This is a genomic window from Pseudomonas sp. JZ134, from assembly GCF_051027695.1.
GTDB classification, from domain to species: Bacteria; Pseudomonadota; Gammaproteobacteria; order Pseudomonadales; family Pseudomonadaceae; genus Chryseomonas; species Chryseomonas luteola.
The window spans coordinates 271,352-292,821 of record NZ_CP069251.1; the positions used below are offsets into that span (position 1 = coordinate 271,352).

Consider the following 21,470-nt stretch of genomic DNA (forward strand, 5'->3'; position numbering starts at 1 on the left):
GGTGACGCTCATGATCACACTAGGTCAAGCCCAGGTATTTCTTCAACAAAGAAGGGTCTTGAGGAATGACGTAGTTCAACCCTTGGGGGCACGTGCATTCGACATATTGGAGCTGTTGCTGGAAGCAAGAGGGCAGGTGGTCAGCAAGGACGAGATCTTGCAGCGTGTATGGCCCTCGACAGTTGTTGAAGAAAACAACCTCCAGGTGCACATCTCCGCCTTGCGTAAGGCCCTTGGTTGCAACAAGGACCTGATACGAACAATACCAGGCAGGGGATATTTGCTCATTGAGCAGGATGAGAAAAGTTCTGCTTCCCAGACTCTGGCAGTGCCGATGAAGGTTGAAACAGGCAACCTCCTGGTAGGGCGCGACGAGCTTCTGCTACAGATCTATGATGCGCTGACGCGCAACATGCTGGTGACGCTCATAGGGTGTGGCGGTATTGGCAAGACGGCTGTGGCATTAACTCTTGCGGCCTCCATTCGAGACGAGCACACCAGAACGGTTTTTCAAGTCATGTTTGGCGATGAACAATCGCCTGATGGACTCTTGGAAAGGCTGGCCAAGGTCATGGAGGTTGAGCCGGGCTCCATCGAGCAGGTCATGGATCAGCTCAAGCAACGGTATGCAAACGATGAGCTGTTGATTGTGCTCGATAACTGCGAGCATCTGATAGAAGCCGTGGCCTCGCTGTGTGAGCTTCTGTTCGAGACAGGGCTTGCCTTGAAGATTCTGGTGACCAGCCGAGAACCATTGAGAATACGTAACGAGCATACGATCCGTATTCCACCGCTTGAGACGGTTGATGCTCAGTCTACACCTGAAGCCGTATTGGCCTGCAGCTCAACCCAACTACTGCTCCTTCGACTGTCAGGGCTTGATCCCTCATTCGTTACTGATGAGGCCAGTCTGGACTTGTTGGGCGAAGTGGGCCGTCTGGTTGATGGGGTGCCGCTGGCGCTGGAAATGGCTGCAATTCGCGCCTCAGCATTGGGATTGCAAATTTTGATCGACGAGCTCATCGACAGACCCCACATGCTCGATGCCAGTCTGAGGACGGCACCTGGCCGTCAACAAAGCCTGACGGCCTGTATTGAATGGAGCTACCGGCTGCTGGGGGTAGAAGAACGTACCGTATTGCTCATGATCAGTCGCCTGGAAGGGCAGTTTTCACTTGACGCGGTCTGTGAAGTTGCCAGCGGCCTGGGGTTTTCTCATCGACAGCTGATGAACAGCATGATGGGGCTCATTACCAAATCCCTGTTACTCACTGTTCCCTGCGGACCTTTCCACCATTATCGGCTGATGAGGGCGACCCGCAGTTATCTGCAGCATCAGGGGCATCCCGGTCATGACGCTTCGCTCAGACTGTGCTCATGAACAGGATGGTTCATGCTATGAAGGGAGGTGTTCATACCTGTGAAGAGAGTTACTGCATGACCGAGTCGTTCTGCCCTGAAGCCATCGCCTCATTAAAGGCACAGGGCTATGAGCCAGTGGTATATATCATTGATGACGAGGCCAGTATCTGTCAGGCGTTGTCACGTCTGCTCCGCTCGTACGACATTCGTTGCGAAACCTATTCAGAGCCTGAGCCGTTTCTAAATCAGCCTCGCCCTCCACAACCGTGTTGCCTGTTGCTGGATGTCAACCTGACGCAGGGAGATGGGTTTTCGCTACAGGATGAAATGAACCAGCGAGGGCTTACGTTGCCGATTATTTTCATTACTGGCTTCGGCACGATTCCGATGTCCGTACGGGCGATGAAGGCTGGCGCGCATGAGTTTCTCACCAAGCCATTCAATGATGACAATTTGCTACGGGTCGTTGCTCAGGCCCTCACACTGGATGCCCAGCATCTGGCCTACCGATTGGAAACGGAAACCCTGCGGCAGCGCTACCAGAGCCTTACACCGCGGGAAAAAGAGGTCCTCGAGCTGATTCTGAGCAGCCACATGGTCAAGCAGATTGCGCTGACGCTGAACATCAGTGAAATCACAGCGAAGGTCCACAAGCGACACGTACTCACCAAAATGAAGGCAAGGACACCCCTCGAACTGTTGAAAATCTATGAACGGCTCCAGCAGTGAGCCTGCCGGTGCGGCGAGACTTGCCACTCATGAGAACGCTATTATGACTGTCATCTGCATCGTCGATGATGATGCTTCCGTACGCAAGAGCCTGGGAAACCTCCTCAAATCAGCAGGCTATCGCCCAGCCAGCTTCGCATCGGGCGAGGCCTTTCTCGAATCAGACGCGGCGGATACGGCAGGGTGCGTGCTGCTGGATATGTGCTTGCAAGGCCTGCATGGTCTGGAGGTTCAGCAGCAGCTATTGATAACAGGCAAAAAGATCAGCGTGGTATGTATGTCGGCGCATGCCGATGACCAGATCAAGCAATGCGCTTACGCCGCAGGCGCTATCAGTTTTCTTGACAAGCCATTCGATGACTTGACGCTTCTGGAACGGATCAGCGTTGCGTTGGCACGGTATGACCAAACAAAAATATGACGGATTATGGGTATGAGTGGTCAAGTAGAGCAGGCACCTTTGGATGAGGCCTGGTTGCAGCGGCTTTCCTGGCAGCCGTTCGATGCCGGGAGAACTCACCGCTTCAGTGTCCGCGATCCGCTGACAGGTGAAACCTGGCTTGCCTGCACTGCTGCGCTACGGAGCAACAGGGGCGCCTGTCAGAGGCTTGAGCGGGAGTTCGCCCTACGCCATGTGTTGCAACCCGAGTGGGCACTGGTACCTGTTGCCTATATCTCAACGCAGCAGGGGCCGGCCCTCCTGCTCGATCATCAGCACGGGCAACCGGTCGGGCCACTTGCACCCGACGGCAATCGCATTGAATGCTTTATCGTCAGGGCTCTTGCCGCAACTCACGCCCTGGTTTGCCTGCATGCACAAGGTTTGCTGCATCAGGACATCAAGCCAGACCACTTTGTCCAAGTTTCTGACAGCGGAATACGCCTGACCGGATTTGGCAACGCGATATCGCTGTCGCAGGCCGAGGCTCCACGCAGCAGTGCCTTGCAGGGTACGATTGACTACATGTCGCCCGAGCAGCTCCACGGGGCGCAGGGTTGCGTAGACGTTCGCAGCGACCTGTATGCGCTTGGAATGACATTTTATGAGTGGTTGACAGGCAGGTTGCCGTTTACAGGAGGCGATGCGGTTGAGTGGTTCCATAGTCATCTGGCCCGCCAACCTGCACCGCCCAGTCATTTCGACACGACCATTCCGCCTGTACTGGATCAGATCATCCTGACCCTGATCGCGAAGAATCCCGCCGAACGTTATCAAACAGCCAAGGCGTTATCGCTGGAACTGGAGTGCTGCCTTGAGATGTTGAGGCAACCCGGACGCTCTACTTTTTCGCCCTCTATCACTCCTATTCTCAACATGCGCGATACCTTTGTTGGGCGGGAGCAGGAAATCGGCCATATGGCCGCAGCGCTTGATCGTATCAGGCGTTCGCAAGGATGCGAATTCATTCTGATAGAGGGTACTTCAGGCACTGGCAAGTCGGCGCTGGTCAGGCAGTTCGCCTCTGGTTTGCGCAGCCACGATGCCTGTTTTATCGAAGGCAAGTTCGACCAGTTGAAGCAGACGCCGTTTTCACCTCTGGTTCAGGCACTGAACAGCCTGGTGATAAGGGCGATGGGAGAGGGTAACGAGCAATTGTCCCTTTGGCGGCATTGCATTGACCAGGCGCTTGGCAAACAGGTCGGGCTGTTGATGAGTATTATCCCGGATCTTTACCTGATCACCGGCCCGGTCACCTATACACCCAGCTTGCCTTCCTACGAGCTACACGCTCGGCTAAACGAGGCACTGGTGGCATTGCTAGCGGTATTTGCCTCACCGAAACGCCCGCTCATTCTGTTTCTGGACGATCTGCAGTGGCTCGATACGGCAACGCTTACGTTTATCCTGCACGTGGTCAGGGCAAATATTCCTAACCTGCTGTTCGTTGGCGCATACCGCGAGAACGATGCGCGTCTGCAGAGTGAGTTTCAAACATTCCTGCAGCAGTTGACGCTTTCTTCATCCAGCCTCACCACGCTGCCGCTAAGGCCTCTGTCTCTGGACGAAACCGGCAAGTTGATTGAGCACTATCTCAAGAGCGGTGCTGTTTCCATCAACTTACTGGCTGGCGCGGTGCAGGACAAAACCGGTGGCAATCCGTTCTTTACGCAGCAGCTTATTCGCCATCTACTTGAGGAAAAGCGCCTTGAGCAGAAAGAGGGGCACTGGCAGTGGAATCTGGGATACCTCGAACAGCATCACTACGCCGATAACGTTATCGATCTGATGCTTAGCCGTCTTGAGCGGTTGCCTTCCAACTGTCTCTCGTTGTTACAGACATTGGCCCTGATGGGTAACGATACGCCGCTTGCCACGTTGGCAGGCTTGAATGGCTTGTCTGCAAATGATGCACAGCATCAGCTACAACCTGCGCTGAATGCTTCGCTGGTCAATCAGCAGGACGGCCGCTATCGGCTTTCCCATGATCGAATACAGGAAGCGGTTTATTGCTCGATACCTGAATCACAGCGTCTGAAGCAACATGCCCGGGTCGCCTGTTATCTGATCGATCGTATCGATACTGCAGGCCAACCCGAATCACGTTACGCCATTGCCTCACAGATTCTGCGGGCCGGTATTGCCGCATTTCGGGCTGCTGATTATTCGCTGATTATTACCGCACTGCTGAATGCGGCGCGGTGTGCCAAAGCCGCAGCTGCTACTCACGCGGCGCTGGAGTATCTACAACAGGCCGAAGCCTTGATGGATGCTGCGCGTCATCCCATGGACGACCAGCGACGTGCATTGAATCTGCTATACCTGCAATGCCTGTTACTATCCATGCAGCTTGAGGTAGTGCCTCAGCGGTTGGAGTTGGTCCTCGCTCAGCTGACATCGCCTGTCGAGCGAGCCGAGTTTCATCAGATCGGTGTAGAGCTGCGCGGCCTGCAATCCGACTACCAGGGTGCTGTGGACGTCGCCGTTATTGCATTAAAGGAGCTGGGTATCGACCTGGCCAACCTGAGTGCCCCATGGGACGAGATTGATCGCTGGCTCGACACTCATGGCATTGAGTCAGTCCTGCACTTGCCGCTGATGGCCAACGACGCGATGAAGCCGGTTGTAGGGTTGCTTTCCAGCATGATCATACCTGCGACGGTCGTCGATGCTGAGCTATCGTTTCGGCAGCAGTGCCACCTGATGCTTTTTACACTCAAACATGGCATGACTGGCGCCGGTGCAGAAGGCATGGCCTGGTTAGGGGTGTTGATTGCGCAGCGCCATGGCTCATATGCCAAAGGCTATGAGCTGGCTAGAACCGCGTTGCGTGTCGTGGAGCAACATGGCTTTCATGACGCTCGTGCAGCTGTGTTGGTGCCGCTGGATCAGGTCAGTGTCTGGACGCAGCCCATAGAATACGCACTGGACTATGCGCGACAAGCGTGTTCGGTAAGCTATACCGAAGGTAACCTGACGATATCGAGCTATGCCTGTATGCATATCGTGTTCGATCTCATGGTTGCCGGCAAACCCCTATCCGAGGTTCAGGAGCACCTTGAGCTTGCCCGCTCCTTTACCGATCGTATCGGTTTTCGGGATGTTCAGCTGGCCATCCAGTACTTTGAGCAATACATACGGCAGCTCGGCATAGCATACGATCCCTGTACACCGGCTCATGACGGTGTCCAGAGTGAGACGACAATAATCTTGTTCTGGGGAGCCCTGCTGCAGGGTATCGGTGCTTATCACTTTGGGTACTATGCTGACGCCCAGGCGGCGCTTGGACAAGCCGCTCAGTTGTCCTGGTCTGTACCGGCGCATATTCATCTGATTGATCTGCATGTGTTTCAGGCACTGACCTACGCAGCACTTGCCGGGACATGTCCGCTTGAGCAAACCTTGGCCGCTATAGAGCCCCATCGACAGCAGCTCAAAGTATGGGCCGATATCAACCCCAACGTCTTCAAGGACAAGGCAACGCTGATTGATGCTGAGTGCGCTCGAATCGCGGGCGACGGACTCAACGCTCTGGCCTTGTACGAAAAGGCTGCCATGCTGGCGGGCCGTTATGGGTTTACGCCTATTCAGGCCCTGGCTCATGAGTTGGCAGCCAGGCATTGTCTGGTTCATGACCTGCGTGTCGCCAGCCAAGGTCATCTGGACAGTGCGAAACGGTGTTATCAGGCATGGGGCGCACATGCAAAGGCCGCCCTCCTTGAAAAGTGTTATCCGTGGTCAGAGTCACCGCTACCTGGCAAATCGGCCACCCCAATCGAGGGCCAGGAAAGCCTGGATCTCATCTCAGTACTCAAGGCGTCCCAAGCGTTGTCACAAGAGCTTGAGCTGGACAACCTGATTGCCCGGCTAATGACGAATACCCTGATCCACGCAGGCGCCCAGCGTGGTGTTCTGCTCTTTGTGGAGCAGGAGCAGGCAATGGTTGCGGCCAGCAGCTGGGTTGAGCCGAATCAGGAAGTAGCCATCGATTTGATACGCGAACCTGCAAAGCCCGAGTGGTTGCCTCTCTCGATTCTCAATACTGCAATAAAGGGCAAGCAACCGGTTGTGCTAACCGATACACGTCAACCGTCGCGCTTTTCGGGAGATCTGTATTTTACCGACCATGAGGTACGTTCGCTGCTATGCCTTCCGCTGCTCAAGCAGGGCGAGGTGGTAGGCGTTCTGTATCTTGAGAACAGCCTCATACCGGGCGTTTTCACTCAGGAACGAACTCAGGTCCTGGAGCTGCTGGCGGCCCAGGCCGCCATTTCGTTGCAAACCGCTCGGCTGTATGAGGAGCTGGTAGCCGAAAATCAACGTCGACAAGCCGTTGAAACCGCACTTCGAGAAAGTGAAGGCTTTCTTAAGCTCGGACAGCAGATCAGTAATATTGGTATTTATCGCTGGAATCCCCTTACAGACGAGGCGGTGTGGACCTCGGAAATGTATGCCCTGTTTGGTGTTAAAGAAGGGGATATTCCGCCCGGTTACGTAGGGTTATGGGACTTCATTCACCCTGATGACCTAATTGGATTTAAGACCCACGTAGACAAGGCAGTACGCGCCAAAAGCCCGTATCGCTATGAGATCAGGATCACTACACCCGAAGGACTGGAGAAGCGCCTGGAAACCATGGGACATCTGGAAGGCAGCAGCTATATCGGCGCTGTTATTGATCTTACTGAAGTCAGAGCGACTGAGTCGGAGCTGCGTAATGCCCGGGCTGAACTGACGCGAGCGGCACAGGCAACCATCCTGGGTGAATTAGCAGCTTCTATCGCTCACGAAATTAACCAACCGCTGGCGTCCATCGTATCCAATGCCAGCGCTGGCATACGCTGGCTGGACAGACCTCTGCCTGAGCTTTCGGAAACCCGGGAAAGTCTGGAAGAAATCGCCAAGGAGGGTAAGCGGGCCGGTGACATCGTGCATGCACTCAAGTCTTTGACCAAGCAGACCACTCCCGATCTACAACCCTTGCCTATCGATGAGGTGATCGCCACGGTGCTTCGGCTGATCTCCAGTGAAATCGAGCATCGGCACGTCGTACTGGCCTCCCGCCTGTCTGCAGGTAATGCAAGAGTGCTCGGTGACCGCATCCTGTTGCAGCAAGTGGTACTCAACCTGGTCAACAATGCACTTGAGGCCATGCAGCAGGCTAGTCAGCCTCCCTGTCGGCTGGAGGTGTGTTCAAATGTTGTGGGATCGGAATATGTAGTGGTGTCGGTCGAAGATACCGGCGTAGGCATCCCTGACACGAACCTCGGGCAGCTGTTCGACGCGTTCTTTTCCACCAAGAACAGCGGCATGGGAATGGGGCTGGCGATCTGTCGCTCCGTTATTCAGTCCCATGGCGGAAGTATCCATGCCTATGCGGCCCGTAAGCGCGGCAGCGTGTTTGTGTTTACATTGCCGTTAGCGGCAGTGGGACAGGCATAGCCTGAAAGGGCCTCGAGTAGTCGAGGCCCTTATCGGTCATGGCATCATGGGTAATTCGTTGGGACGCAGATCGAAAATGATGACCTCGGCCTGTTTACCGTTGGCCAGCGTAAGCACCTGTTCGTTGCGTACACGCACGCCGTCGCCTTCCACCAGCGGTTGGCCATTGAGCTCGATCTGCCCCTGGGCGACATGCACATAGGCGTAGCGATCTGGCCCCAGGTTCAGTGTTGCCTGCTCTTCACCATCGAACAAACCCGCATAGACCCGAGCATCCTGACGGATTTCCAGCGAGCCCTGCTCACCTGTAGGTGAAAGGATCAGGCGCAACCGGCCGCGCTTGCTATCTTCCCCAAAATGCTTTTGCTGATAACGGGGCTCGGCGCCTCGAGTGTTGGGCACGATCCAGATCTGTAAAAAGTGTACAGGATCATTCTGGGAGTGGTTGTATTCACTGTGGGCGACTCCCGTTCCGGCGCTCATGAGCTGTACATCGCCCGGACGAATGACGGAACCTGTACCCAGGGTATCCTTGTGCTCAAGCGCACCTTCCAGTACATAGGAGAAAATCTCCATGTCCCGATGAGGGTGAGTGCCGAACCCTTTTCCCTGGGCGACTCGGTCATCGTTGATGACCAACAGATCCGAAAACCCTTGTTCTTGTGGGTTGCGGTAATTGGCAAAGGAAAAGGTGTGGAAAGACTTGAGCCAGCCATGGTTGGCAAATCCACGTTCGGTTGCTTTGCGAAGGGCTAACATATTCGGTCTCCTGGTCAATCAACAGTATGTTGTTACCTGTATCGGTATGCGACCAAGAGTAAAGCGATCAAGCGGGGTGATAAATCACTTGAAATGCGTAAAAAAGTCTCCATCTGGTTGACAGTAAGACGAGTCTGCTCGATCAGACAGGCTCCCTTTAGCGATACGCACAAACGTTCAATACAAGCCTCGTAAGTCAGTCTATTGTTATTGCAACCCGGGCGGATATCCGTATCGCCTGTCTGCCGGCTGACCCATGCTGGTTTCTAGGAGAATCTTCTATGGCCCGAACGACCTCTATCGACCGCTATCGCAACATCGGCATCGTCGCTCACGTGGATGCTGGTAAAACCACCACAACCGAGCGAATCCTTTTCTATACCGGCGTGAACCATAAAATGGGCGAGGTGCATGACGGCGCCGCGACCATGGACTGGATGGTGCAGGAGCAGGAGCGCGGCATCACCATTACGTCCGCGGCGACTACTGCATTCTGGTCTGGCTCGACCAAGCAGTTCGACAAATACCGGATCAACATCATCGATACGCCTGGGCACGTGGACTTCACCATTGAGGTGGAGCGCTCGCTGCGGGTACTCGATGGTGCGGTCGTGGTGTTCAGCGGCGCGGATGGTGTGGAACCTCAATCCGAGACGGTCTGGCGTCAGGCAGACAAATACCATGTGCCTCGTATTGCGTATGTGAACAAGATGGACCGTGCGGGAGCGGACTTCCTGCGCGTCGTTGACCAGATCAAGAAACGCCTGGGTCATACTCCGGTTCCGATTCAGCTGCCGATTGGCCGTGAAGAGAACTTTGTCGGCCAGATCGATCTGCTGAAGATGAAGGCCATCTACTGGAATGATGATGATCAGGGGATGACCTATCGTGAAGAGGACATTCCTGCCGAGCTGCAGGCTGAGGCCGAGGAGTGGCGCGAGCGCATGGTCGAAGCTGCTGCCGAAGCCAATGAAGACTTCATGAGCAAATACCTGGAAGGGGAGCCCCTGACCAATGATGAAATCCGCACGGGTCTGCGGCTGAGGACATTGGCGGGTGAAGTCGTTCCGGCTGTATGTGGCTCATCCTTCAAGAACAAGGGTGTACCCTTGGTACTCGATGCGGTCATCGATTACCTGCCGTCACCTACCGAGATTCCCGCCATCAAAGGCGTGCATCCTGACGATGCCGAGCGGACTGACGAGCGCCATGCCGACGATAACGAGCCTTTTTCGGCGCTGGCGTTCAAGATCGCTACGGATCCCTTCGTGGGCACCCTGACTTTTGCGCGGGTGTATTCGGGCGTGCTTTCATCAGGTGACTCGGTACTCAACTCGGTAAAAGGCAAGAAGGAGCGCGTCGGCCGTATGGTGCAGATGCATGCCAACACGCGGGAAGAAATCAAAGAAGTTCGCGCAGGCGACATCGCAGCCTTGATCGGCATGAAGGACGTGACGACCGGCGACACTCTGTGTTCGGTTGAAAAGCCGATCATCCTGGAGCGTATGGATTTCCCCGAGCCGGTTATCTCCGTAGCGGTTGAGCCTAAGACCAAGGCTGACCAGGAAAAGATGGGGATTGCCCTAGGCAAACTGGCCCAGGAAGACCCTTCTTTCCGCGTCAAGACCGACGAGGAAACCGGACAGACCATCATCTCAGGCATGGGCGAGCTGCACCTCGATATCCTTATCGACCGGATGCGGCGTGAGTTTAACGTTGAGGCGAATATTGGTAAGCCTCAGGTGGCCTATCGCGAGACCATACGCAATACCTGCGAAATCGAAGGCAAGTTTGTTCGCCAGTCGGGTGGTCGTGGGCAGTTCGGTCATTGCTGGATTCGATTTGCACCCATTGATGAAGGCGAGGAGGGTCTGGTGTTTACCAGTGAGGTCGTGGGTGGCGTGATTCCCAAGGAATATATCCCGGCTATTCAAAAGGGTATCGAAGAGCAGATGAAGAATGGTGTGCTCGCCGGGTATCCCTTGCTAGGTCTCAAGGCCACGGTCTTCGACGGCTCTTACCATGATGTGGACTCCAACGAGATGGCATTCAAGATCGCCGCCTCGATGGCAACCAAGCAGCTATCCCAGAAAGGGGGCGCGGTACTGCTCGAGCCCATCATGAAGGTCGAGGTGGTGACACCTGAAGACTACATGGGTGATGTAATGGGAGACCTCAACCGTCGGCGGGGCCTGATTCAAGGCATGGAAGATACCCTTTCCGGCAAGGTAGTTCGGGCCGAGGTTCCGTTGGGCGAAATGTTTGGCTATGCGACTGATGTTCGTTCGATGTCACAGGGTCGTGCCAGCTACTCGATGGAGTTCTCACGCTATGCGGAGGCACCGAGAAATATAGTCGAAGCGCTGATTAAGAAATCTTAAGGATCGTTTCAGATTCTTTTTGAGCCACGCTAGTGTCTTCAGGCCGACTACTTTCAGGTAGTCGGCCTTTTTTCGTTTCACCTGAGGCAAAAGGCGCTGCGATCACATATTAATACTTGATGACAGGCACCCATTCTCGTTTAAGAACGCTTCAACTTAAGACAAGGACCTTAAGGGTTCCCAGAGCCGATACTGGACACCAACCTTACCGCCTCAAGGAGCGTTGCAATGGCCACGCTGGGTTCCAAGCTATCGTACCGCTTACCTGCAATTACGGCTGAAAAGCCTGAGTCGAGTGTTCCTAACACTGCGCAGGTACTTATGCAGCGCCTCCTCGAAACGCTTGATAGCGTTCAAGACGCGGAAGGTCCGATTAGCCGTACCTTGATAGATGAACTGCAAGCCCGCCTTTTGCCAGACGCTTTGCACGTGACCTTACCGAGTGAGGATCGGATTGCCTTGTCTCGTTGGCAGGAACAGCTGGCCAAGCGTCTGATGATGGAGCAGTTGGACGATGGCCTATCGGTATCCGAAATCGCCAGTGCCTGCTCGTTGTCAAGAAGCCATTTTTCCCGAGCCTTCAAGAAAAATACAGGCGTTTCGCCACGTGACTGGTATCAGCAATTACGAATTGCCAAGGCCAAGCGGATGCTTCTGAACACGTGTTTGCCGATAAGCCAGATCGGTGCGGAATGTGGTTTTTCAGATCAATCCCATTTCACCCGCGTATTTACGAAGACGGTAGGATGCACACCGCTCAACTGGCGTCGCTCGGGAGACCAGCAGGTCATGCGGCAAGCCTGAGGGTTGCGCGGACTATGGGCATACCTACACCGCCAGATGGTCCTTGAGGAAGTTGGCGAATGTCTGGACGGCTCGGGATGACTGACGATGCTGAGGGTAGACCGCATAGAAGGCTGAAATGGGTGGCTGGTGCGCTTGTAAGACCGGCTGCAAACGCCCATCGTTGAGCGCGTCACTGACAATGAACACCGGCAGATAGGCAATGCCAAGACCGGCCACCGCCGCGTCCCGGACAACTTCCCCGTTGTTGGTCCGCAGCTTGCCTTTCACGGGTACGCATACGAGCTGGCCCTGGGTTTGAAATTTCCACTCTACGCTTTTCACATGGCCGTAAAGCAAGCACTCATGGTGACGCAAATCATCCGGTGTTTCGGGGGTTGAGTGGCGCTCCAGGTACGCCGGGCTTGCGCAGGCCGTCATTGGAATGTCCATCAGGCGCTTGGCGATAAGGGTGGAGTCTTCCAGTATCCCGCCACGGATCGCCATGTCATATCCCTCAGCCACCAGGTCTACTGATCGGTCATTGAGATCCAGCTCCAGACTGATCAACGGGTTTTCCTGCATGAACCTGGGCAACAGCGGGCTGACATGCAGCGTACCAAATGTCATTGGGGCCGAAACACGTAAAGTTCCGCGAACGTTCACGCCCTGGCTGGATACTAACTCCTGCGTTTCGTTGACTTCATCCAGAATCCGAACGGCCCGTTCGTAGAGGGTCATACCCAGGTCGGTAGGTTTCAGGCTACGTGTCGTCCGGTTGAGCAGGCGTACACCAAGTTCTTCTTCCAGCGCCATGGTTCTTCGGCTGACGTACTGTTTGGAAAGCCCCAGTTTTTCTGCCGCAGCGGTAAAGCTCTGCTCGTTGATCGTAGTTACAAACAGCCTTAAATCCTCGAATTGCATGGCCTGAGTCTCTTCCTGGTTGACAGTCATTCCTAGTGTACTGGCTTTTTCCAGATCTGGATGACTACTAGGCTCCTTCCTGTCATCAAACGTGAGGGAAGCGCATCATGAACACCTTTTTGCATAGTGCGGTTTACGTTATGGCTTCAGCACTGGTGTTGTATATGGCCGTAAGCGGATAACGGCATACCGCATGTGATTTAAAGTGAAATACTTTCTCAGGCAGGCTTTTTGAAGCAGGGCAGCTAGACTCAGAAAGAGGGTCACTTAAATAAGGACACGCCATGCCGTATACCCAAGAACTCATCGAAGAAATGAACCTTCTGGCTCGATATGACCTCAGCAACAGTCTGGCCGGTTTAAAGGTGCACCACGACGCCACGCAAGAAGTCCTGGCCGCTATCAAGCGACTTCATGAAAAGGGCCTGATCAGTCAAGTCGACGGTGGTTATCTGACAGGCTTGGGAAGGGATGCAGCAGAACACGCTCAGGTGTTGTTGACGATCTTGAACCCAACGGCGTAAGGACTGCAAAAAAGTCCTTCGTTGCGGGGTTAGTCTGAGTAAATCGTTATGATGGCAGGCTACGGTACTGTACTGAAAACCCAGTAGCCTGCCTGTTGATGCTGATACACCCGTCAAGTGATCGCGTCTATATGACGGCACACTCAGGCTGGATTGTATCAACCTCAACCTGTGAGTCCGAGTGTGCCACGCCCTCTATCAACGTATAGCGAGTAAGCAGTTCTTTTACAGACTCCGCTGAATTGAACATCAGCACGTCGATAATGGAAAGGGAAGGGACGAACTCAGCAGAAAGCTGAGGATAGGTCACTTCATCCATCTTGATGAAGCGCAATTGCAGCCCATGATTGGCGAAATAGTCAGGACAGTAGAGCGGGACGCCGCCGATTGAGTTGAGGTAGCGGGTGCCTTCCAGCTGCTGAACGATCCGAATGATGCGGTCCTGCTTATCCATCGCCCGGGTATCCGCCAGTTCTGAAAGCATCAGGATGGGCGTCTCGATTTTCATATACCGGCACAGGGCTCGAATCGAGTTTTCGGCGAACCGCGCAAGGTTACGATCCGGATTGGCAAAGATGCTTTTGAGCAGCGCCAGGACTTCTGTTTTATAGGGGGCTTTCTTGTAGGTGTGCTCAAGCATGGTAAGCAGTGCGTCTGCTTCCTGGTCGAACGTCTCTGACAGCCAGCGCTCATTGATAGCGGCCCGGCGACTGCCCTTACGCAGCGGAAAGGTAATCAGCTTGGGCTGACCATCGTGAGTTAATACCCGGTTGCGGTTCATCCAGGAGCCTTTGACGAACTGCAGGTCATCGACCAGCACAAAGACGTCACTGGCGGCGATCAGCTGAAAGTAGCCCAGGTAGGGAAACAGGTAGGGCTGCATCATCGAAATCGTTTTAAGCATGGTGCTTCTCCTTGCACGGCATGACAGGAATCGGGTAGGCGTGCGTTCGCGTAAGCGTTCTTGGGCCAGAAGCGGTATTGCAAGGCAGCAATACCGCTGAGGAAAGCCTGATCATTTTCGAATGACCGAAGGAATGATGTTGGTGAAGGGTTTGAATAGAACCTTGCGGGCCAATTGCAGGAAGGCCTGAATGCGGTTGCGGTGGGTCATTACAATCAGAGACTGGCTGAATACCTGGGTCATGAAATATTCATACAGGTCTTGCTGGCCGATGCGCTGGTAGTAGCGGGCCAGGCTGTAGTAGGCGTGCAGGCTCATGGCGGTGCGGTGCTTTTGCGGACGCATCGACAAGACACCATTCTTGTGCACACGGTAGGCAGCCGGACGGATTTCTTTCATGTACTTGCCTTTGCCGTGAGCGCCCAGCAATGACCACCAGCACATGTCCTCCATGCGCACACCGTGCAGCTCGGGCGGAAGGGCCTTGATCACATTGCGAAAGCAGACGGTGAGCGTAGAAAAGTACCGAGCCCGCAGCAGTTCCTGCTGACTTGCATCGCGCCGATGCAGTCCGGCCAGTTGAACGTTTCGGATGATGCCCTGCTCGTTGAACATATAGGCGTCGTGAAACGCCATCACATAGTCTTCATGGCGCTCAAGAAAGTCGACCTGCAGCTGTAGCTTGTGCGGGTCCGTCCAAAAATCATCACCTTCGCAAATGGCAATATAAGGGGTATCCAGCGAGGCAAAAATTTTAGTAATGAACGGAACACCCAGGCTGTATTGGTTCTGCTGCTGGTAGATAGGCTTGATGATGGAGGGATAGCGTGCGGCATATTCCTGGATGATGGTTTGTGTTCCATCCGTCGAAGCGTCGTCATGCACGATGACCTCGAAGGGAAACCGCGTCTCCTGAATCAGAAAGCCCTCCAGCGTTTCTCGGATGAACGCCGCTTGGTTGAAGGTCAGGCAGACAACACTGACCAGCGGCTTCTCATCAGCACCCCAGTGCTCCCTAATGACCTGTTCGGTTCTTGCTTCCATGATTAAACGCTCGGGGTTTGATCCAAGAGATACGGTTTTGAAAATACGGCTTTGGCAGACACAAACACCAGCAGCAGACAGAGCAGCCCTCGTCCCGCCAGACCTATAAAGGTCTCGATCCGTTGGCTGCCATCCAGGGCTGGCAGCAGCCAGTCGCCTACCGCCAGGCCGAGGGCTGTCATGGCGGCTATACGCAAGAGGTCCGACAACCAAAGGAAGCTAAGGCCCGGTGAATACCGCTCATGAACGATATGAGGCCAGATGACCAGGGAGGCAAGGCTGACCGCAAACCAGACGCCGGCAGCCCCTAGCGCGCTATGGGTCAGAATCCCATAAGCCATAAGCGGCACGCTGATAGCCGTTGAGCAGATACCAAACCAGACATGCATCCGCAATTGGCCATGGGCATATTGCAGATAGAATTGAAACCCGCTCATGGCCAGTAACGCGCTGCCAAGGACGTACCAGACCAGGACTGGACCGCTCCAGAGCGCTGCCTCGGCGTTGCCTGTCCAGGCATGGAGAAGCGCTTGGCCATGAAAGGCGATCACACCCGCCATGGGAAACAGCACACTGCAAAACAGACGCGATACGTTCAGGTATAACGCCCGCATCTCAGTCATTCGGCCTTCCGCTGTCAGCATGGTCAGGCGCGGCAACAGCGTTTGTACAAGGGGGTTGGTCAGCGACAGAATGCCGGTCGCGATCAGGGCAACTAAAGAGAAATAGCCGTATTCCTGCAACGTAAGCGCTTTGGAAAGCAGTACTTTATCCAACTGGGTTTGCAGCATCCACAGGACGGTACTAGACGACATACCCAGGGCAAACGGTAAAACAGGTTTGACCAGTCGCCAGTGAAATCCGGTCAGGCGACGAGGACGGGGCATCAGATCATAGGCTCGGTGAGCAAAGGACAACGTTTCCAGCAGCCCTACGAGTGTTTGATAGAGAAAGAAGTGCAGGGGCTGTGCGCTGACATAGGTAATAAACAGCAGCGCGCCAAAATACCGGAGCGTTGCAAAAAAGACATTGATGCCGTTGAGCCAATGATGCTGCTCCATGCCTTGAATACCGCTCTTGTAGAGCGTGGCGTAAAGCTTCAGCACTATCATCAGCCCCATCAGGCTAATGCACTGCCCAATCATCACGGGATCGAGCTGGTTCGCCTGCAGCCACCCATGGGCTATGGCATTACTGCCCATATGAATAGCCAGGCCGGTCAGCACGGCTATCGGCAGGATAAGCAGTTCGAACGAGCGCAGCAGACGGCCGGAGGTGTATCGGCTGTGTTGCTGAGTGCCCCGAAAATGAGCGATCTGACGGGCAAGCGCGGGCGACAGTCCCGCATCCAACAGATAAAGCCACGCCTGCATGGCCGTAAAAAAACCGATCAGGCCATAGGCTTCGGCGCCCATATGCCTGAGATAGAACGGCATGATCAGGATGCCGGCCAGCATTACATAGATCTGACCCAGGTAACTGAGCCCGGTGTTCTTGAGCATAAAACGTTTTAGGGAAGTGCTCACAGGGTGAACTTCTTGCACATGTTGGACAGAGGCAGGGCACTCATGGTGTTGAAAGTAAAGGCGTCCTGGTAAGGCCCGGACGTCTCGCGCTGCGAGCGTACAAGTTGTCTGGCCTCGACTTCTCTGAGCACCGTTTCGATAACCGTGCGCTGCGACTCCCAAGTAAGTCCGGGAAAGATCGGCAGACAGAGCACGCGTTTACTCAAGCCTCTGGAAATCCATTGAGGCTGCTGCGGCTGAAGGTATTCAACGGTATCGAGAGAAGGGTAGAAGTAGCGGCGTGGATTGATCTGCCTTTCGTTAAGCTGACCTGCCACTCTGAGCAGCTCGCTTTCTTCCTGCAGAGCGATTGGAAAATAGCTGTAGTTACGTTCGCTACCCGGCTGCTGATGCTGGAGATCCAGATAGCCTGCCAAGGCTAATTCATACCGATGACCGATTTCAGCCCGCTCCTCTAGGATCAGATCAATATCGTCAAGAACACACAGGCCCATTGCGGCAGAGAATTCGTTGAGCTTGGCGTTGATACCCGGACCACTTAATCGATTGCCTTCGGAGAAACCAAAGTTGGCAAGTTCACGGGCACGTTGAGCCAAATCATCATCATTGGTGACGATGGCGCCCCCTTCGATGGTATGGAAAACCTTGGTAGCGTGAAAACTCAAGGTACAGATATCGCCCCAGTTGGCAATCGATTCTCCCTTATAGCGAACACCAAAGGCATGGGCGCCGTCGTAGATGGTTTTCAGACCGTTACGGTCAGCGATTGCCTGGATGCGCTCCACATCGCACGGATTACCGAATACATGGGTTGCGACAATGGCTGAGGTGTCCTTTTGTAGCCTGGCTTCGATTTGGCCGGGATCAAGGTTCCAGGTGACAGGATCGATATCTGAGAAAACCGGACGAATATGCTCCCATTGCAGTGTGCTACTGGTTGCAATGAAGCTGAACGGTGTTGTGATTGCGCTACCTTGAATACCCAAAGCACGGTAGGCGATCTGAAGAGCCAGGGTACCGTTGCTTGTAAGCACGATATTCCGTACGCCTAGATACTCTTTCAGACGCTGCTCAAGCTGACGAGTAAGAGGACCATGATTGGTAAAACAGCCTGAAGCATATATCTGATCTATATAAGACTGGAGTTTGACTTTGTTGCCAGGGAAAGGCTGCGTAACATTGATCATTTTGTTCCTCGTCCAATGAGCAGTTAAACCTTTAAAACGGGATTGATTACTATTTATAGATTTCTCAATGTCGCCTATCTATACGGATGGTCCCAAGCAAAAGCAGCATCCCATTACAGCGGTAGCCTGAATCGTGTCTTTTTGTGAAACACGTAATAGGAATAGCCTGAGATTAATTAAGTTCAAATGGCTGGTAAGAATATTTGGTTATTGTTTTGCGTAAGTGGCTCAGGGACGGTTATATAAAGCTTTTAACATACAGGTTAATTAACAGTCTTGCATTCAGGCTTACATTCGCCTGTAGGCCTGTGTTGGCGGCGTATGTAAGATTCGGCGCTGGGAACAAGTAGAGTGTTGAAGCAGAGCGGCATTGAGCTTTTGATGCTTCGCACATAGGACGAAAACAAAAAAAGACACATCCTTTAATTATGAGAAATGGCTTGAAAATATTCCGGGTAAAAAAAGTTAAACGCTCGTTTTAATATATAAATAATTAATCCTTCTGCTGTCTAGGTATTAATACCTTTACAGCGCTTATTGTATATCGGTACAGTCACTTGTTTTAAAATGCCAGCATATGGGCATGGCGATCAGGCAAGTACTTATGACGTATAAGATGGTTTTTTTGGGCAGTAATGCCGCTGTTCTAGATTATTTTTGTTGCAGTCAAGATTTTGAGGTTGTGGGTGTCATTTGCGAAAGTCAGCTTTTGAATGACGACCTTTTAACCTGTACCGTTCTAAGAAATATTCCACTCAGCGTAGCTTCTTCCCATAAGGACATCGAAACGGCCCTGGCAGGTGTTAATGACATTGACTTCTGCGTCATTTGTTATTTCAGTCGGATCATCAAGCCCAATCTGTTAAGCAGGTTCACCTTCTTCAATATTCACACGAGCTACCTGCCAACCTATAAGGGAAAGCACCCACTCTTTCATGCCATCGCGGCGGGAGAGAAGGAGATCGGTATATCGCTGCACAAGGTTACGGTGGCCGTTGATGAAGGCGCGATCATCTCCAGAGAAAAGGTCGCTTTTTATTATTGGATGAGCGAAAAGGATCTGTTGCAGGCACTCTTTGCGAAGACACCTGTGCTTATGGGTGACCTTGTTCGTTATCTGAACGGTGAGTTGGAGCCCATTCAAAACAGCGAGGGCTCTTACTATCCGCCCTTCGCGGCAGCCTCCATCATCATCAACGAAAGCATGCCTGCATCAGACATCCTTAATCTCTCAAGAAGTCAGGCGTGCTACGCCGGTGTCCGTCTGGCGTACGGCAGTCAATGGTTCAGGATTCGAACAATTACGGTTTCCCAGATGAGTTCCCTGGGTGATCATGAAGTTTTCGGGCGTCTGCTCATAAACGGGCAGCAACCTATCGGCATGCAGATTGATCACACCTACTGTCTTAAATTTGCAGATGTCACTGCCGAATAGCAGTTGTTGCACATGCCTGCATCGGGCCGCCTATAGTGGCTGCCGGCGGCCTGTTCTCCAGTGGCGTAGGCGGATTTCATAACGTCCCTCACCTAGTAGCTGAAGTCATGACCAAGCTCCTGTTGCAGCCAGGCGAGAAAGCGCCTAACACGAGGAAAGTCCGAGTGGCTGCGGGGAAATACCAGATGGTGTGCGCTGACCGGGCTACAGAATTCAGCACCAAATACCGAGACGAGCTTGCCCTGTTCCAGATATTCACGTGCCAGCAGGGTGCTTTCCAGTGCGAAACCCAATCCATGGCTGGCCGCTTCGAGTGTCATGTAGGAACGGTCAAAGCTTAGTGAAAACGGAGCCTCGGGAAGTGAAAGACCTTGTTGGGCAAACCATTGAGGCCATTGGACCAGGGTTGCCTCAGACAGAATCAGATTGCATGTCAGCAAATCGTGAGGAGCCGCTATCGGCTGTTTCTGCAGCAGTGCTGGAGAAGCCATGACGGCTACATGCTCATGGCGAATCGTTCGTACTTCGAGCGTATTCCAGTTGGGTACGCCGTGGCGGATATCCAGATCGACCTTGTCCCGGCTGAAATGTAGCGCCTCGTAGGAGCATGACAGGTTGATCTGTATGTCAGGATGGCTGGCTTGAAAGGCTTCGAGGCGAGGCAGTAACCAAAGCAGGCCGAAGCTAGGTGAGGAGTGCAGGCGCAGGCAATCCTGACTGAGATCACTGCTGGCCCGTTGGGTGGCTGTTGCAAGCGTATCGAGGACTCCAGATACGTCCCTCAGGTATTGCTCGCCACAGGGCGTTAGCGTCACGCCTTTGGCTGTCCGCCGAAACAACGGACGGCCAATTAACGTTTCCAGATTGGCGATCTGATGACTGACCGCGGAAGGCGTTAGATCCAGTTGTTCGGCCGCCCTAGCAACGTTACCCAGGCGCGCTGCCATTTCAAAGGCTTGGATGGCCTTAAAAGGCGGAAGCGATAATAGGCGATTTCCTTCGCTGGGCATTATGTCTGTTCCCTCCTGTGAATACTGAAGCGTGCCAACGCTATATGCTGAATTTTTTTCAGCATAGAGTGACTTATTCAGGATTGCCAGCGCACTGCGAACCGAGGAATCTGCACATAACGGCCCGCCTTGAGCCGAATCCATAAAAATAATTCAGGAGCAGTCCTATGCTACTCGAAGGCAAGATCGCCATTATCACCGGTGCAGCTTCAGAACGCGGTATCGGCAGAGCTACTGCCAGAACCTTTGCTGAGCACGGTGCCCGCGTCGTTATTCTCGATCTGGATGAGGCCGCCTCGGCTGCTGCGGCGGCGTCCCTGGGTACCGAACACTTGGGGCTTGCCGCTAACGTAGCGAATGAAGCTCAGGTCAAGCATGCGGTAGCTAAAGTGCTGGAGCAGTATGGTCGTATCGATATTCTGATAAACAATGCCGGTATTACTCAGCCTCTCAAGACATTGGATATCCAGCGTCAGGACTACGACAAGGTGCTGGACGTTAGCCTGCGCGGTACGCTCCTAATGTCCCAGGCGGTTATTCCTGCCATGCGCCAGCAAAAGTCCGGCAGTATCGTGTGCCTGTCATCCGTCTCGGCCCAGCGCGGCGGCGGTATTTTTGGCGGTCCGCATTACAGCGCTGCCAAGGCAGGGGTGCTGGGTCTGGCCAAGGCGATGGCGCGTGAACTAGGACCAGACAACGTACGCGTCAACTCCATTACGCCCGGGCTTATCCAAACCGACATTACGGGTGGTCTGATGCATGACGAGCGCCGTCACGCCATCATCGAAGGCATTCCGCTGGGTCGTCTGGGCGAAGCCAAGGATGTCGCCAATGCTGCGTTGTTCCTGGCCAGCGATCTCTCCGGTTACCTGACCGGCACCACACTGGATGTGAATGGCGGGATGCTGATTCACTGACGTTTCAAGGACGAGCCTGCGGGTGGCTCGTCCCTCGTGCTGCCTCTGACGTTCCGGCGAGTCTCTGAAAACTCGTCCGGCCACTATAAGAACAAGAGATCAGA

General features: G+C 53.9%; 16 protein-coding genes. 9 read left to right on the top strand and 7 right to left on the bottom strand.

Annotated features, from left to right (window positions below):
• The first annotated feature begins 10 nt into the window (after positions 1 to 10).
• The 4 genes from JQR86_RS20725 to JQR86_RS20740 are packed head-to-tail and all read left to right on the top strand — an operon-like array spanning position 11 to position 7,972.
• The gene (locus tag JQR86_RS20725; RefSeq protein ID WP_434155372.1) at positions 11 to 1,381 is read left to right on the top strand and encodes a winged helix-turn-helix domain-containing protein; all 1,371 of its coding nucleotides are present in this window, start codon (positions 11 to 13) and stop codon (positions 1,379 to 1,381) included.
• Between the two features lie 56 nt (positions 1,382 to 1,437).
• Positions 1,438 to 2,091, top strand: a complete 654-nt coding sequence (locus JQR86_RS20730; RefSeq protein ID WP_434155373.1) for a response regulator transcription factor — start codon at positions 1,438 to 1,440, stop codon at positions 2,089 to 2,091.
• A 43-nt stretch (positions 2,092 to 2,134) separates the two neighbouring features.
• Positions 2,135 to 2,512, top strand: coding sequence for a response regulator transcription factor (locus tag JQR86_RS20735; RefSeq protein WP_407363814.1), 378 nt, complete (start codon positions 2,135 to 2,137; stop codon positions 2,510 to 2,512).
• A 12-nt stretch (positions 2,513 to 2,524) separates the two neighbouring features.
• Positions 2,525 to 7,972: an AAA family ATPase gene (locus tag JQR86_RS20740; protein ID WP_434155375.1), complete on the top strand. Its 5,448-nt coding sequence runs from the start codon at positions 2,525 to 2,527 to the stop codon at positions 7,970 to 7,972.
• Positions 7,973 to 8,008: 36 nt separating this feature from the next.
• On the opposite strand, the gene JQR86_RS20745 is transcribed toward JQR86_RS20740, so the two are convergent.
• Positions 8,009 to 8,731: a pirin family protein gene (locus tag JQR86_RS20745; protein ID WP_434155377.1), complete on the bottom strand. Its 723-nt coding sequence runs from the start codon at positions 8,729 to 8,731 to the stop codon at positions 8,009 to 8,011.
• Positions 8,732 to 9,012: 281 nt separating this feature from the next.
• Between JQR86_RS20745 and fusA the strand changes: the two genes are divergently transcribed.
• Together fusA and JQR86_RS20755 are read left to right on the top strand one after the other, a co-directional pair.
• Positions 9,013 to 11,112: an elongation factor G gene (gene fusA, locus JQR86_RS20750; RefSeq protein ID WP_019366274.1), complete on the top strand. Its 2,100-nt coding sequence runs from the start codon at positions 9,013 to 9,015 to the stop codon at positions 11,110 to 11,112.
• 228 nt (positions 11,113 to 11,340) lie between these two features.
• Positions 11,341 to 11,916, top strand: coding sequence for a helix-turn-helix domain-containing protein (locus JQR86_RS20755; RefSeq protein ID WP_434155379.1), 576 nt, complete (start codon positions 11,341 to 11,343; stop codon positions 11,914 to 11,916).
• Between the two features lie 24 nt (positions 11,917 to 11,940).
• Here JQR86_RS20755 and JQR86_RS20760 read toward each other — a convergent pair whose 3' ends face one another.
• Positions 11,941 to 12,849 (bottom strand): LysR family transcriptional regulator, encoded by a 909-nt coding sequence (locus JQR86_RS20760; protein ID WP_434155381.1) that lies wholly within the window; start codon positions 12,847 to 12,849, stop codon positions 11,941 to 11,943.
• Positions 12,850 to 13,103: 254 nt separating this feature from the next.
• On the opposite strand from JQR86_RS20760, the gene JQR86_RS20765 reads away from it, so the two are divergent.
• The gene (locus tag JQR86_RS20765; RefSeq protein ID WP_019366276.1) at positions 13,104 to 13,343 is read left to right on the top strand and encodes a TIGR02647 family protein; all 240 of its coding nucleotides are present in this window, start codon (positions 13,104 to 13,106) and stop codon (positions 13,341 to 13,343) included.
• Between the two features lie 127 nt (positions 13,344 to 13,470).
• Here the strand turns inward: JQR86_RS20765 and JQR86_RS20770 are convergent, their stop codons facing one another.
• From JQR86_RS20770 to JQR86_RS20785, 4 genes are all read right to left on the bottom strand, one after another.
• Entirely contained in the window at positions 13,471 to 14,247 is a 777-nt protein-coding gene (locus JQR86_RS20770; protein WP_434155383.1) for a WbqC family protein, read from the bottom strand.
• Between the two features lie 111 nt (positions 14,248 to 14,358).
• Entirely contained in the window at positions 14,359 to 15,291 is a 933-nt protein-coding gene (locus JQR86_RS20775; protein WP_150346107.1) for a glycosyltransferase, read from the bottom strand.
• Between the two features lie 2 nt (positions 15,292 to 15,293).
• Positions 15,294 to 16,817 carry a lipopolysaccharide biosynthesis protein gene (locus JQR86_RS20780; RefSeq protein WP_407363825.1) on the bottom strand — a complete coding sequence of 508 codons (1,524 nt, stop codon included), beginning with the start codon at positions 16,815 to 16,817 and terminating at the stop codon, positions 15,294 to 15,296.
• On the bottom strand, positions 16,814 to 18,004 hold the full coding sequence (locus tag JQR86_RS20785) for a DegT/DnrJ/EryC1/StrS family aminotransferase (protein ID WP_434155385.1): 1,191 nt from the start codon (positions 18,002 to 18,004) through the stop codon (positions 16,814 to 16,816). Before JQR86_RS20785 ends, JQR86_RS20780 begins: the two co-directional genes overlap by 4 nt.
• 604 nt (positions 18,005 to 18,608) lie before the next feature.
• Between JQR86_RS20785 and JQR86_RS20790 the strand changes: the two genes are divergently transcribed.
• The gene (locus JQR86_RS20790) at positions 18,609 to 19,439 is read left to right on the top strand and encodes a formyltransferase family protein (RefSeq protein WP_219652192.1); all 831 of its coding nucleotides are present in this window, start codon (positions 18,609 to 18,611) and stop codon (positions 19,437 to 19,439) included.
• Positions 19,440 to 19,531: 92 nt separating this feature from the next.
• On the opposite strand, the gene JQR86_RS20795 is transcribed toward JQR86_RS20790, so the two are convergent.
• Positions 19,532 to 20,449 (bottom strand): LysR substrate-binding domain-containing protein, encoded by a 918-nt coding sequence (locus JQR86_RS20795; RefSeq protein WP_026003744.1) that lies wholly within the window; start codon positions 20,447 to 20,449, stop codon positions 19,532 to 19,534.
• A gap of 167 nt (positions 20,450 to 20,616) precedes the next feature.
• On the opposite strand from JQR86_RS20795, the gene JQR86_RS20800 reads away from it, so the two are divergent.
• Positions 20,617 to 21,366: an SDR family NAD(P)-dependent oxidoreductase gene (locus JQR86_RS20800; RefSeq protein WP_019364260.1), complete on the top strand. Its 750-nt coding sequence runs from the start codon at positions 20,617 to 20,619 to the stop codon at positions 21,364 to 21,366.
• Positions 21,367 to 21,470 lie beyond the last annotated feature (104 nt).

Excerpts from the sequence above, each read along its gene's own strand:
- fusA (WP_019366274.1), top strand. The coding sequence starts at position 9,013 with ATGGCCCGAACGACCTCTATCGACCGCTATCGCAACATCGGCATCGTC.
- JQR86_RS20775 (WP_150346107.1), bottom strand. The coding sequence starts at position 15,291 with ATGGAAGCAAGAACCGAACAGGTCATTAGGGAGCACTGGGGTGCTGAT.
- JQR86_RS20800 (WP_019364260.1), top strand. The coding sequence starts at position 20,617 with ATGCTACTCGAAGGCAAGATCGCCATTATCACCGGTGCAGCTTCAGAA.
- JQR86_RS20730 (WP_434155373.1), top strand. The coding sequence starts at position 1,438 with ATGACCGAGTCGTTCTGCCCTGAAGCCATCGCCTCATTAAAGGCACAG.
- JQR86_RS20755 (WP_434155379.1), top strand. The coding sequence starts at position 11,341 with ATGGCCACGCTGGGTTCCAAGCTATCGTACCGCTTACCTGCAATTACG.
- JQR86_RS20765 (WP_019366276.1), top strand. The coding sequence starts at position 13,104 with ATGCCGTATACCCAAGAACTCATCGAAGAAATGAACCTTCTGGCTCGA.
- JQR86_RS20745 (WP_434155377.1), bottom strand. The coding sequence starts at position 8,731 with ATGTTAGCCCTTCGCAAAGCAACCGAACGTGGATTTGCCAACCATGGC.
- JQR86_RS20790 (WP_219652192.1), top strand. The coding sequence starts at position 18,609 with ATGACGTATAAGATGGTTTTTTTGGGCAGTAATGCCGCTGTTCTAGAT.
- JQR86_RS20725 (WP_434155372.1), top strand. The coding sequence starts at position 11 with ATGATCACACTAGGTCAAGCCCAGGTATTTCTTCAACAAAGAAGGGTC.
- JQR86_RS20795 (WP_026003744.1), bottom strand. The coding sequence starts at position 20,449 with ATGCCCAGCGAAGGAAATCGCCTATTATCGCTTCCGCCTTTTAAGGCC.
- JQR86_RS20770 (WP_434155383.1), bottom strand. The coding sequence starts at position 14,247 with ATGCTTAAAACGATTTCGATGATGCAGCCCTACCTGTTTCCCTACCTG.
- JQR86_RS20760 (WP_434155381.1), bottom strand. The coding sequence starts at position 12,849 with ATGACTGTCAACCAGGAAGAGACTCAGGCCATGCAATTCGAGGATTTA.
- JQR86_RS20740 (WP_434155375.1), top strand. The coding sequence starts at position 2,525 with ATGAGTGGTCAAGTAGAGCAGGCACCTTTGGATGAGGCCTGGTTGCAG.
- JQR86_RS20785 (WP_434155385.1), bottom strand. The coding sequence starts at position 18,004 with ATGATCAATGTTACGCAGCCTTTCCCTGGCAACAAAGTCAAACTCCAG.
- JQR86_RS20735 (WP_407363814.1), top strand. The coding sequence starts at position 2,135 with ATGACTGTCATCTGCATCGTCGATGATGATGCTTCCGTACGCAAGAGC.